The sequence below is a fragment of the Paenibacillus sp. J22P165 genome (assembly GCF_059692015.1).
Genome location: NZ_JCAUAP010000002.1, coordinates 693,807 through 706,569, shown reverse-complemented (window position 1 = coordinate 706,569; position 12,763 = coordinate 693,807). Strand labels below are relative to the sequence as shown.

The following is a 12,763-nucleotide window of genomic DNA, read 5'->3' as shown; positions in this document are numbered from 1 at the left end:
CGAAAAAAGAGGCTGTTTCAAAAGTCTAGCTCGACTTTTTGAGACAGCCTCCTTTAATGGGTAGGTTCGTTACGGTTTCTTAATGGTATAAAAGCCAAAACGTTCGATTTCCTCAAGTGCTTTACGTCCAAAAGACTCTGTTAGCTCGTCTGCTCGGATTTTGGTTCCACCTAGTGTAAGCCCATCCCAGCGTACGATTCTACCGTCTTTAACCAAAAAATAATCATCCATATTAAAGCCTCCCATATGGTCATTTTGGAAATCTGTATGCGCTAGCATTTGCAGAGCATTAGTCTGCCTATTCGTATTTTAACATATTCTTCATGGGAAACATAAGAGCTCTTTATAGGTCGAAAATGTTAACGTTACGTGTTGATTTTTGGCCCATAGGAAGATTGATTGCTCCTAAATGGATCGAGTTCAATTTCGCCATTGAGATTTAAAAATAGTTTTTCTGTACCATCATCAAAATTCCAAAACAAACTATGGTTAATGAGAAATAGGTGTACATGTTGAACAGAGCTGGTTCCAAGTTTGACATGGTAACCCTCGGATTCGATTCGGTTAATGATATTTTCATAAGTAATAGGTAACTTTACAGTTTCAACTTGTTCAATGGAGTGAAACAGTACTGCGAATTGTTGTCCATTTTCGTCTTTTGCTACACATAGGAATGGTTTAGTAAAGTAGGGGAGTGAGGCAACCTCAGTAAGTTTCATCGAAGAAAGTTTGGTCGTATAACCATCAATGATGTAAAGCTGGTCTCCTGCCACTGCATTGATTTGTGTTGAACTTTTCTCGCAGCCGATTAGCGATAAACTTATAGTGAATAGCCATACAACCAGTAGGATACCTCTTTTCATTATTAACCCCCTAACATAGCCCCTATAAAATAAAAGCCCCGAAATTCAACCGAGGTCGATTTCGAGGCTTTTCAATATTTATTTATCTTCTAGCGTTGAAGCCGATGAAAGCTTTTGTGTTGAAATCAAATACAGCTGTCAAAGGTCCAAGCAACTCGTCTTGATCTGTTGTGTAAGTAACCGTTACAAAGTTACCGTTCGCAGCTTGAACGTCTGCAAGCAATTTCTTTTGCTCGTCTGTGGAAGCCAATACCCCAACTTCTTTAGAGGACACAATTTGAACGGATGCTTCGTCTTGTTTTGTCGTAATATGGGACACTTGCTCTTTCACTTGTGCCCATGCTAAGTCACGGTATTCTTGTGCCGATTCTGGTGACATTTTCGGCTGGCCAATAGCTGGCGATTGTGACTGAACAACTAAAAGGTAAACTGGGCTTTGAGGCGGAAGGCTTTTCGTCTCGAAAGGACCGTAGTAAGCTTTTACCTTCGTACCTGCTTTCAAATCTTCCCAATTCACGGACTCACCTTGGGATGTCAATACGCGAGTTTCTTTACCTGCGTTCAATACCAAAGCATCGCCAAGCTGAACTTGCCAGCCATCATCTGTATGTTTTACTTCTTTGATTGTATCTTCTTTGATTGCACGATCAGCGTGAACATTAACATTTACTGCATGCGCTTGGCCAGGGTAACTCATCGCCATAGCAGGTCCGAATTCGGCATCGATTTGTGTGCCAGCTTTCAAATCAGCAGGAGTTAGTGTTTTACCGTCTAGGCTTTTAATCGTTGTTGTTTTATCAACAGTCAGGATAACCCATGTGCTGCCAAGCAGTTCGATACGGTAGTTACCGTCTTGGTTAGATTGCACGCTTACGATCACACCAGTTTCACGCATCAAGTCAGCCGCTTCATCTAGCTCGATTTCTTTGTTGGCTTCATCGTAACTTACTGTATATCCAAGTTGGGTAGCTGCATCGCGAACTGGCAGATAGGCTTTGCCATCGATATAGACAGGTGTAAGTGCGCTGTCTTGTCCGTTTACAATGATCTTAACATCCTTTTGTAAATAACCTGTCACCTTTTCAACTAAATCCTCTGCTCCAACTGCTGCAGTCGTGCCGAGTATCCCTGCCAATGTTAAAATTACCGTTAGTTTCTTTTTCATTAAATATTGCTCCTTCCAATTCTGTAGAGTATGTATCAATCAAGTTGACAATCCTTCAGACGGAGGTTGTTGCAAATAGGTTGCAGTTATTAAAAAAAAAAGCCCTAGGGAGTTCATGCTTCCCCGGGCTTTCATTGTGAGATATGGATTTTTCTAAAAACCAGACTCTAGATAGTCATCGTTGTTGTCGAAAGGAATTTCTCTTTCCACAGCGGAGTCTATGATCGAAATACCATCTTTCATCGTCACATGCCAATCCTCATTGGATTTGAGGACTTCAGTTAGAAAAGCATCAATGTCCAAGATCGTCGTCCTCCAAACGTCAAATAATCAAGTAGTACGCTAAGGTGTATTCTTAGTATGGGTGATCAAAATCAAGTTTATTCTTCCAGTGCTCATTACTTCGAAGAAAAGCAGAATCTGATGATAATTAAGTAGATTGGATAAAATGATACAATGGAATTGTCTTTTTTTTGAAATTCGATGTCGATGTGCTTGAACCTGGAGGTGGCTGTTACATGAAGTATGTGATTTATATCATTGAAGATGATCTATCCATCAGTCGTTTATTGAAAGAACATATTGAGAAATACGGACTTTCAGCCACAGTTGCTGACAATTTTGAAAGCATTTTGGAACAATTTCAGCTTCTCCAGCCTCATCTTGTCCTATTGGATGTTAATCTGCCCAAATTTGATGGGTTTTATTGGTGTAGGAGGATCAGAGAATCGTCCAAGGTCCCCATCCTCTTTATTTCCGCCAGAGAGAGCGGGATCGATCAAGTAAGAGCTCTTGAGAACGGAGCGGATGATTACATCACGAAACCCTTCTCGTATGAGGTCGTTATGGCCAAAATAAACAGCCATATCAGACGGGTATTTGGGGAATATGCCCCTGCTACAGTCGAGCGGGTAGTCGAATTGGAAGGGTTGAAATTTTATCCAGAAAGAGTAGAGCTGGAGTTTCAAAGTAAGATGACGATCCTGACTAAGAAAGAAGCTATTTTGATCGAGAATCTCATTCAGACCTACCCTAAAGTGGTAAACCGAAACTATCTTTTGGAGCAAATGTGGGATCACGCCGATTTTGTGGAAGAGAACACACTCAATGTAAATGTCACGAGGTTAAGAAAGAAATTGCAAGACCTCCATATTGAGAACGGGATTGAAACGATAAGAGGCTTGGGCTACAAGCTAAACAAGAGCTGGTAAGGGGAATGGCAGATGAGTTTATTTTTAAATGAACACAAGAGTTATATCGGGTTTTACTATTTCTCTGTTATTCTAACTACCTTTTATTGTGTGCTTGCGAGCGATTTTCCATGGGTAGATGTGTTATATGCTTTCCTATTCAATTCTTTTATTCTTCTTGTTTTTTTAGGGTGGAAATATGTGAAATCGAAGGATGTCTATGTACGACTACATAGAAACTTTGAGGACATTGAGGAAACCACTTTGGATCAAGGTGATTCCTTCTGGGGTCGCCATATAGCTGCACTATTAAAGCAACAATACGGATTGTACGGGAGAAATCTGCAACAACTTAAGCAAAATCATCAAGAGCATTTAACCTTTATTAATCAATGGGTGCATCAAATGAAAACACCGCTTTCTGTCATGAGACTTCAGCTCGAAGCCCATGCAGGTGAACCCTATGCACATGGGATGAGTGAAGAAGTATATAAAATGGAAAAAGGTCTGAATATGGCGTTATATTATGCACGGATCGATGCTTTCGAAAGAGATTTTGTGATTGAAAAGGCAAGCTTGAAGCCATTAATTTTGGACAGCATCAGCCAAGAAAAAAAACTGTTCATTAAAAATAATATGCTGCCGAAGGCAGACGTGGACGACACGATTGAGGTATACACGGATGTAAAATGGATCAAATTCGTCATCGAGCAATTGCTAACAAACGCCATCAAATATGCCAAGGGAAAAGGGAAATATGTGACGATTACTGCTTATACAACTGAAGAGCATGCTGTGTTAGAAGTCATAGATGAAGGCATTGGCATACATCCTAAGGATATAAGGAGAGTCTTTCAGCCATTCTTTACAGGTGAGAACGGAAGGGTTTTCGGAGAATCTACGGGAATGGGTCTGTATTTGGCCCAAAAAATATGTGAAAACTTACATCATAAACTTGTGATTCAGTCCGAAGTGAACGAAGGTACCAAAGTCAGCATTCTGTTTGAACTTATCCCAAAGGATCATACCTAAAGCCTATGAAGAACGTGCCTTATATCTAATGCATGTTCTTTTTGCATCTTCCAACCTTACAACAATGTAAGAATCGAGTAAGAAAGTTGAATCGCTGAAAAGGAGGCGAAGGAGTACGATCATGAAGGAAAATCAAATAACAAGGAGTTGGCATGGCTATGTTAACAGTTCATCATCTGAGTAAAACATATGGGAAAGAAGTAATATCTCATGCTTTAAATCAAATTAGCTTCGCCATTGAACCTGGAGAATTTGTCGGAGTGATGGGACCATCGGGCAGCGGCAAAACGACTTTATTAAATATGATCTCTACAGTTGATCAACCCACGACCGGAGACATTCAGATTAAAGGCTTCAATCCACTGCAACTAACTGGAGATAAATTAGCGCTATTTAGACGTAGAGAACTTGGTTTTGTCTTTCAAGATTTTAATTTACTTGACACGTTAACCGTGGGGGAGAATGTGGTTTTGCCTCTTACCCTAGATCGGGTCTCGGTTATGGAGCAGGACAGAAGACTGCAAAGCATTGCTAAGACATTACGTATTGAACATTTGCTCGACAAAAGGACCTATGAAATCTCTGGAGGCGAAGCTCAACGAACGGCGATAGCCCGAGCTATCATCCACCAACCTTCACTCCTTTTGGCGGATGAACCAACGGGGAACTTAGATTCCAAGTCTGCAAGAACCGTCATGGAATTGTTTGAGAAAATCAATAAAGAACAGCAGCTGACTACGATCATGGTGACGCATGACCCAGTGGCAGCCAGCTATTGCGGCCGAATTATTTTTATTAAAGACGGCGCTATCTATAATGAAATTCATAGTGGAGGCAGGAGGCAGCCTTTCTACCAACAGATTATCGATGTACTTTCGTTATTAGGCGGTGCGGATCATGGAATTTAAACAGTTTGCGATGAGAAATGTTCTACGCAACGGTAAGCACTATTTCGCTTATTTCTTAAGTATGCTTATTTCCGTTACGCTATTTTTTTCACTTACTATGTTTATTTTTCACCCGGATAAAGGCACTTTCAAATCTTATATCAAGGTATCCCTTTTGGGTACGGAAATCATTGCTTATTTATTTTTGTTCTTCTTCGTCTTCTATTCCATAGGCGTCTTATTAAAAAAGAGGTATAAGGAATTTGGCATCCTCTATATGCTCGGCATCACGAGGAGTCAACTGCTTAGGATGATCGCGATTGAAAATATGATCATCAGTGTCGCGGCTACAATCGGCGGTATCGTTACGGGCTTGGTGTTTTCCAAACTCATTCTGACGATTATCGAGAGGTTGCTGAGGCTGACTTCCTTGCCGTTTTATTTTCCGATAAAAGCGATTCTGATTACGCTTGTCTGTTTCCTGCTACTCGGCATATTGGTCTCTTTCTTTACTTCATGGATCGTGAAGGAGAAAGATATTTTACGCTTGCTTAAAGCAACGAAATCACCGAAGCCAACGCCTAAATTTTCTCCACTAGTTGCGGTCTTGGGCATCCTTCTACTCCTTGCTGCGTATGCCTTGTCATTTGTTGCCTTTAAAGGTAATTTGGATAAATATATAGTCATGATTATAGGCATGGTCGTGATTGCCACGTATTTGCTATTTTCACAGTTCAGTGTATTCGCGATCGCTTTATTAAAAAAGAACAGGATCCATTATTTAAGAAACACGAATCTGATCTGGATATCGAATTTGTTCTATCGCATACGGGACAATGCCAGCATGTTTTTTATCATTACCATTACGTCAACAGCTGCTGTTATATTGAGCGGCACCTCTTATGCCTATTGGATGAATACGCTAACTAAAATAGAAGAACGACATCCTATGGCTTTTTCATATCAAACGTTTGGAACGAATGCTTCCACGGCTGAAGAGATACGATTTATTGAAGATCAATTGCAGAGAAACCATTTTCCCTATGAGAAAATAGTTGTAGACATGAAATATATGGTTCAAGTGGACGAGTCTGTGATACCGATTATGAAAGCAAGCGTGTATAATCAATTCGCCAAAGTATTAAACTTGAATACCATGTCTTTTCGTGAACTAGAAACGATGAAAATCGTACCCACAGAGGAAAACGAAGGTGTAAGTCATCCAACGATTGAAGGGAATAGTCTGCAAATCAAAGAAGAAATTCATGCGAAGCTGTTTACGGATCATATAAATACGCTATATGTTGTAGCCGATTCGTTGTTTGATCGAATTGAAGTCGTCGAACAAGCCCAGCCTCAATATATGTTTCATGTCAAGGATTGGTCCAATACTTATGTTGTATATGACGCATATGAGCAGCAATATGGGGATAATCAGTATGCCTTATTTTATTCCAAAGCCCATATCTATGAAACCGAGAAAAGAGCGTATGGCACGATTTTGTTCTTATCGATTTTCTTAGGTATCATCTTCTTCGTCGCTTCAGGCAGCTTTGTGTACAACAAATTTTATATGGATCAGGAAACCGATAAACAGAAATATAAGCAATTATATAAAATCGGTGTCACTTTCAAAGAAATTAAGAAAGTGGTTTCGATTGAAATTGGTGTCATGTTCTTGCTTCCATACATGGTGGCAACATTACATTCCGCCATTGCTTTAGCAGCTCTGCATAGGCTTTTTAAACTGGATGTCAGTGAAGCCGCGGTTACGGTTATGGGCGTCTTCTTGGTCCTTCAAATCGTCTATTTCTTGTTTATTAGAAGAAATTTCTTGAACGTGATCAGAAAGCATTTAATCGTCAGCTGAAAAAAGTCTTACAGGTAATAGGCGTCCAATCGGGAGGATTGGATGCCTTTTTTTTTGTAGCGAATAAAACTTCAATGACCTTGACAGAAAATGTTGTCTAACATATAGTTGTCTAAACAACTATTAATGAGGGGGCATCACTTATGTCAACCGATTCCCGTCTTTTGCCGATCGGATTCGCGATGGGGGTTACACACCGCAAGTTGACAGCTTTGTTTCAACAACGACTACACGCGCATGGGATTACGCCCGAGCAGTGGTCCGCTTTGAATCAGATTGATTGCGCGCAAGGGTTGATTCAGCGTGAAATTGCCGAACGGACCGGTAAGGACAAGCCGACAACTACGCGGATTTTGGATCATCTGGAGAAGAAAGGGCTTATCTATAAGAAAGCAGGCGATCGAGATCGACGATCGTTTCTCGTGTACAGCACGGAGCTCGGTCAAGACCTCATCCGTGTAACGACACCGATTGAAGATAGTGTGACAGCTGATGTGAAAGCTTGTATATCAGAAGCGGAGTACGACATTATAATGGAGTTGCTGCTACGCATCCAACTTCACGTGAGTGGAAAGCTCGGACATTCGGAGCTAGTAGAAGACTAATCATAGGAATAAAAATTTATGCGGAGATGATCTAACGTGCAGCCAGAACAACAACAAACTCCCTTATGGACGAGACCGTTCATCGCTTTGACGATTTGTTTTTTTCTATTATTTCTAAGTTTGCAAATGCTACTTTCATCTTTTCCAGCCTATGTGAAGGCTGAATTTCATACAGGAAACGTACAAGCTAGTCTTGTTACGTCTGTTTTTGCGCTTGCGGCCATCTTATCGCGCTTCGCGACGGCAGCGCTCATGCCGCGCATTTCGCGGATGAAGCTATTGCTCGCAGGGCTTATTATTGCTGCGGCAACGACAGCGCTGTACTCGGCAGCAGGCTCATTCGCCACGTTATTGTCGCTGCGTATTGGCTATGGCATCGGCTTCGGGATGGCGAGCACGATTCTGCCGACACTTGTATCCCGAATCATTCCGCTGCGCCGAATGGGCGAGGGCATCGGGTATTTCGGTTTGTCGACGAGTCTTGCCATGTCGATTGGCCCGTCCATCGGGCTGAATGTGATGAAACAGGCAGGCTTCATGCCATTGACGATGATCGGATTGATTACATCCGTGGTTATCTTCCCAGTATTGTGGCTGTCGCGTTCGAAGCGGGATCAAGCCGCCGAGGAGAAAATAAAGCTTGATTCTGATCAACAAGGTGTTCAATCCAAACCTGCTGCCAAACCTGGCTTCAACCGTCAGCTGTTGTTTCCCGTACTTCTGAATGTGTTTCTCTCCATCACGTATAGCGGTCTGCTTAGTTTCCTAGCCCTATTCGGCGATTATGTTCACATCGAGCAGGTGGGCTTATTCTTCCTGTTCAACGCGATCACCATTATTCTCGTACGTCCCTTCTCGGGTCGCATCTTCGATCGGTTCGGACATGCTTCCATACTGATTCCGGCTGGCTTGTTCGTTACCGCAAGTATGGTCGTGTTGTCGAATACACATGCCATGCCGATGTTAATCGTATCCGCGCTGCTCTATGGTGCCGGATTCGGCGCTATCCAGCCTACCATTCAAGCTTGGATGTTGCGTTCCTCGAAGCCGGAGCAGTATGGCATGGTGAACAGCATGTTCTACAATTCAACCGATTTCGGCGTTGCTGTTGGCGCGATTCTGCTTGGTCTCGTTTCCTCAATCACTAACTACTCTGTGATGTATCGATATTCTGCGGGCGTTATGGCCGTGTTCGTCATCCTCGGGTCGCTGCAGTATGTTATAGCGACTAAACGCCATTCTCGCGTTTTAACTGTTGTCAAAAACTATACAGTTATGTTATGGTGGAACAAAAATAGATAGAGATTAGGATACGGAATGCAGAAGAGGAGAACATAATACAATGACCAACAAGAACAAACAGCATGCCGTTCGCTTGGCACTGCTGCTCGGTTTATTTTCGACACTTGGCCCTTTTACCATTGATATGTATTTACCGGCCTTCCCACAAATTGTAGAACAATTTGGCACGACCGCTTCCCTCGTTCAACTCAGTCTGACCGCCTGTTTACTCGGTCTGGGTATTGGTCAGATGGTCATGGGTTCGCTAAGTGACGTCTACGGCAGACGCAAGCCGCTGCTCATTTCCATGGCTATTTATGTTGTGATATCAATCGTTTGTGCAATCTCGCCGAATATATGGACGCTGATTCTCGCGCGACTCGTACAAGGTTTTGTTGCTTCAGCGGGAATCGTCATTTCCCGGGCAATTGCACGCGATATGTTTAGCGGTCACGAGCTCACCAAATTTTTCTCACTGCTCTTGCTAGTAGGGAATTTGGGTCCGCTTGTAGCTCCTGTAACGGGAAGTGGCGTTTTAACGCTAACTAGCTGGATCGGCGTCTTTATCGCTTTGGCGATACTCGGGACTTTCCTCTTTGCGATGACAAAATGGAGACTCCAAGAGACGCTGCCTGTCGAGCGCCGAAGTCCTAGTAATTTCGCTCAGCAATTGCGTAATTATGGGTCGCTTTTGCGTGACCGTTCCTTTACGGGATACATGCTCGCACAAGGGGTTATGATCGCGGGAGTCTTCGCGTATGTTTCGGGTACACCGTTTATTTATCAAAATATTTACGGGGTTTCCCCTACGGTTTTTGCCTTATTATTCGGATCGAACGGTATTACCTTGATTATCGGTTCCCAACTTGTCGGTCGGATGTCACATCGTGTATCCGAGCAGACATTCATGTTGTTCGGTCTATGGCTTGCTAGCGCAGCTAGTATCGCCGTCTTATTGGTGGCTATTTTCCACGGTCCACTGTACGCACTCGTGATTCCGCTCGTTTTCTTCGTAGCGGCTATCGGGATTACATCCACAGCAGCATTCCCGCTGGCCATGGAGAGTCAAGGACATATGGCGGGGAGTGCGGCTGCACTCATGGGCGTCATTCCTTTCTTGCTCGGTGCGGTCGTTTCTCCACTAGTTGGTATTGCCGGGGAGCATACGGCTGTTCCACTAGGTGCCATTATTCTAGGCACTAGCGCCGCTGGGATGTTATCTTATTTCCTTTTAGTGAGAAAAGGAGCGAAAGCAGCGGCTTGACGACGATTTCAATAAATTCCAAAAAAATCCCAACCATCGTATCTGATGGTTGGGATTTTTCCGTTTTCTTGTGACGAAGTCAATTCTTTCTGGATGTACTGGACTGGATTAGACACCAACGCTTTTTAAGGAATTCTCTTCAACAGTCGTATACCAATGACTCGGTATCACATCACGCTCCAACTCCAGCAACTCTTCAATAATACGATCAGCGTCTGCAATGGAATTAACCAACGGATCCGTCAACATTGCCCGTCTCAACTTCTCACGACTGCCTTCAACAACGGCTTCCGCCGTCAATTCATGTGCATCTAGCACAAGTTCCTGCAAGCCACGAAGTCCCCGGGGCATATTACCAACGGGTAACGGTTTGATACCATCCATGGATACATCACATAACAATTCTAGGAAAGCGTCATTATTCATATTGGGTACAGCACCTTGATTTGTCGTGTTGATGTAGAAAGGTTTGCCCAAGCCCCCAACCATATTCTCAATAATATCCGTCGCATGGTCTGGTCCGAAGGTGTCCATATACGATTGAATAGGGATTCTTCCTTCGATAAAGTCGTCGACTTGCTTCCACATGTCATCATGTCGGATATAACGTGCATCTGTTTCCCAGATGGATAATGGAGGAATGGCATCCGGTGTACGACCGAGCCCCTGCCAGAAACGCAGATACTCTTTCGTATGAGGTGTGCATGTCGGTACATAACCGTAAATGTCATACAATTGATAGCTTATGGCATCATTGTCTTTCGCTTTTGCACCAGTATCCCCACCAGCAGTTTCTGTTTCGGCGGATTTCTTCAAGGAAGCTGCAATGTCAGGCATGACATCGGTACCATCATAATCTGCCTGGAGCATCCAGGTAAAATGATTGACGCCAGCAATTCGCAGATCGAAGCGACTGTCCATCTCCGCTGTATATTCGCTTGGATCTGCCACAATTCCAGCGCGCCAAGCGTAGTTAATTTTCTTCCCTGGCATATGATGACCATCGCATAGAGCAAAACTCTTCAGTTTTGGTGCGTAACGACTCAAGGCTATACCGTGAACAGCAGAGGGGTTAATGTAATTGATTACCCACGCATCAGGGCATAATTCCTCGATGTCACGCGCACATTCCATGATGACAGGCAATTCCCGCATAGCTCGGAAGATACCGCCTGGACCAATTGTATCGCCGGAACACATGCGAATGCCGTATTTTTCCGAAATCGCACAATCGATGCCTCTGTACTTAACCGTATCTTCAGCGAAGCTAAGCACAACGAAATCCGCACCCGGCAACACGTCTCTACGGTCGGTAGAACCTTCAATCACTAGTTCCACTTGGTTCTCTGCGGCGACCATTTTGGCAAGCGTCACCATCTTGTTCAGACGTTTCTCATCCGTATCCACCAAGGCAAGCGTTCCTTTGTTCAAATAAGTAGAATGCACCATCTGCCAGATAGACTGGCGTCCGAAAAATAAACTTCCTGCTCCGATAACCACAACTTTAGGTTTCTGAATCTGTGTAGTAGGCATGTTAATTTCCTCCATTTCAGGGTATGCCTTAATTATAAGAGAATAAGTCTGAGAGAAAATGCAGGATAGTTCCACATAGATGTCAAATAGTATGATTATTGATGCAGGGAATACTCGGGAAGACTATAGCTTTGAGAGTTTTATGACAAAAAGTAAGAGGATGATTAACCGATGAATAGCACGGATCTGTTTAACGATTTGTCAGAGCATGTCTCATTACGCATTACTTCCTATAATTCAATTCTTCATCCCGCTGGCTGGGTGGAAAGCAAGTCCCATCATAATTACGATCTGTGGCTAATCCAAGAAGGTCAAGTTGAGATTCAGTCAGGAAAATCAATTCATACAGCAACCGTTGGCGATTTGGTGTTGTTTTATCCGGGAATCCCTTACACGGCAATGAACGGCATTCAAGCATGCCGTTTTATTTATCTTCATTTCGATTTTGGATTAGGGGAGCAACAACGCATTCTGGAGTCCTTCCCTTTGAGTGGTATCGTCACAGGAAGTCTTATCGCAGAAGAAGTAGATGGTTTGCGGAAAATTTTTCAGGGAAACCTGACTACAGTAGGGATGTCTGGAATGCGGTTGAAGGGAAGTTTGATGATTCTGATTGCCCGCATCTTAGAATGCTATGGAGCTGGAACTTACAAAGGAGAATTTCTGACTGATTCGCTAAGGCATGAGCATGCTGGGAATTTATTTTTTTTGCAATCGACGATTCGTTACATTCAGGAGAATTTGCATCGAGCCATCCGTATTACGGAATTGGCCGAGGTGGCTGGGATGTCGGAAAAATACTTTATACGCTATTTCAAACAAGCATTAGGCGTTACGCCAGGACAGTACATGTTCCAATTAAGGATGAACCGAGCGAGAGACTTGGTCTACACCCAGCGGTATTCGATGCAGCAAGTCGCTTCCCTTTTAGGTTACCCTGATGCCTATTCGTTCTCCAAAGCATTCAAGAAACACTACAAAGTGCCTCCAAGCAAATTTGTGTAAACAGTAAGGTAGAAAGACCGATATCCCCTTTCACTAGGGGAACATCGGTCTTTCTTTATTATCAATGA

General features: G+C 43.1%; 13 protein-coding genes. 8 read left to right on the top strand and 5 right to left on the bottom strand.

Features of this window, described 5'->3' with window-relative positions; genetic code table 11:
• Positions 1–69: 69 nt before the first annotated feature.
• The 4 genes from AC58QM_RS07335 to AC58QM_RS07320 all read right to left on the bottom strand — a co-directional run bounded on the left by AC58QM_RS07335 (position 70) and on the right by AC58QM_RS07320 (position 2,331).
• The gene (locus AC58QM_RS07335; protein ID WP_497282612.1) at positions 70–231 is read right to left on the bottom strand and encodes a hypothetical protein; all 162 of its coding nucleotides are present in this window, start codon (positions 229–231) and stop codon (positions 70–72) included.
• Positions 232–365: 134 nt separating this feature from the next.
• Positions 366–863: a hypothetical protein gene (locus AC58QM_RS07330; RefSeq protein ID WP_497282611.1), complete on the bottom strand. Its 498-nt coding sequence runs from the start codon at positions 861–863 to the stop codon at positions 366–368.
• 82 nt (positions 864–945) lie between these two features.
• Complete coding sequence (locus AC58QM_RS07325) at positions 946–2,028, bottom strand: stalk domain-containing protein (RefSeq protein ID WP_497282609.1); 1,083 nt, start codon at positions 2,026–2,028, stop codon at positions 946–948.
• 153 nt (positions 2,029–2,181) lie between these two features.
• The gene (locus AC58QM_RS07320) at positions 2,182–2,331 is read right to left on the bottom strand and encodes a hypothetical protein (RefSeq protein ID WP_497282607.1); all 150 of its coding nucleotides are present in this window, start codon (positions 2,329–2,331) and stop codon (positions 2,182–2,184) included.
• Positions 2,332–2,546: 215 nt separating this feature from the next.
• Between AC58QM_RS07320 and AC58QM_RS07315 the strand changes: the two genes are divergently transcribed.
• The 7 genes from AC58QM_RS07315 (at position 2,547) to AC58QM_RS07285 (ending at position 10,157) form a co-directional block, all read left to right on the top strand.
• Complete coding sequence (locus AC58QM_RS07315; RefSeq protein ID WP_497282605.1) at positions 2,547–3,239, top strand: response regulator transcription factor; 693 nt, start codon at positions 2,547–2,549, stop codon at positions 3,237–3,239.
• 12 nt (positions 3,240–3,251) lie between these two features.
• Positions 3,252–4,250: a sensor histidine kinase gene (locus tag AC58QM_RS07310; protein ID WP_497282603.1), complete on the top strand. Its 999-nt coding sequence runs from the start codon at positions 3,252–3,254 to the stop codon at positions 4,248–4,250.
• A 152-nt stretch (positions 4,251–4,402) separates the two neighbouring features.
• Complete coding sequence (locus AC58QM_RS07305; RefSeq protein WP_497282601.1) at positions 4,403–5,158, top strand: ABC transporter ATP-binding protein; 756 nt, start codon at positions 4,403–4,405, stop codon at positions 5,156–5,158.
• Positions 5,148–7,007, top strand: coding sequence for an FtsX-like permease family protein (locus AC58QM_RS07300; protein WP_497282599.1), 1,860 nt, complete (start codon positions 5,148–5,150; stop codon positions 7,005–7,007). The genes AC58QM_RS07305 and AC58QM_RS07300 overlap by 11 nt, the downstream gene beginning before the upstream one ends.
• 143 nt (positions 7,008–7,150) lie before the next feature.
• Entirely contained in the window at positions 7,151–7,612 is a 462-nt protein-coding gene (locus tag AC58QM_RS07295) for a MarR family winged helix-turn-helix transcriptional regulator (protein ID WP_497282597.1), read from the top strand.
• Positions 7,613–7,648: 36 nt separating this feature from the next.
• The gene (locus tag AC58QM_RS07290) at positions 7,649–8,914 is read left to right on the top strand and encodes an MFS transporter (RefSeq protein ID WP_497282595.1); all 1,266 of its coding nucleotides are present in this window, start codon (positions 7,649–7,651) and stop codon (positions 8,912–8,914) included.
• A gap of 40 nt (positions 8,915–8,954) precedes the next feature.
• Positions 8,955–10,157, top strand: a complete 1,203-nt coding sequence (locus AC58QM_RS07285) for a multidrug effflux MFS transporter (protein WP_497282593.1) — start codon at positions 8,955–8,957, stop codon at positions 10,155–10,157.
• A gap of 108 nt (positions 10,158–10,265) precedes the next feature.
• Here the strand turns inward: AC58QM_RS07285 and AC58QM_RS07280 are convergent, their stop codons facing one another.
• Positions 10,266–11,690, bottom strand: a complete 1,425-nt coding sequence (locus AC58QM_RS07280) for a family 4 glycosyl hydrolase (RefSeq protein ID WP_497282592.1) — start codon at positions 11,688–11,690, stop codon at positions 10,266–10,268.
• A gap of 171 nt (positions 11,691–11,861) precedes the next feature.
• On the opposite strand from AC58QM_RS07280, the gene AC58QM_RS07275 reads away from it, so the two are divergent.
• Positions 11,862–12,695 (top strand): helix-turn-helix domain-containing protein, encoded by an 834-nt coding sequence (locus tag AC58QM_RS07275; RefSeq protein ID WP_497282590.1) that lies wholly within the window; start codon positions 11,862–11,864, stop codon positions 12,693–12,695.
• The last annotated feature ends 68 nt before the right edge of the window (positions 12,696–12,763 follow it).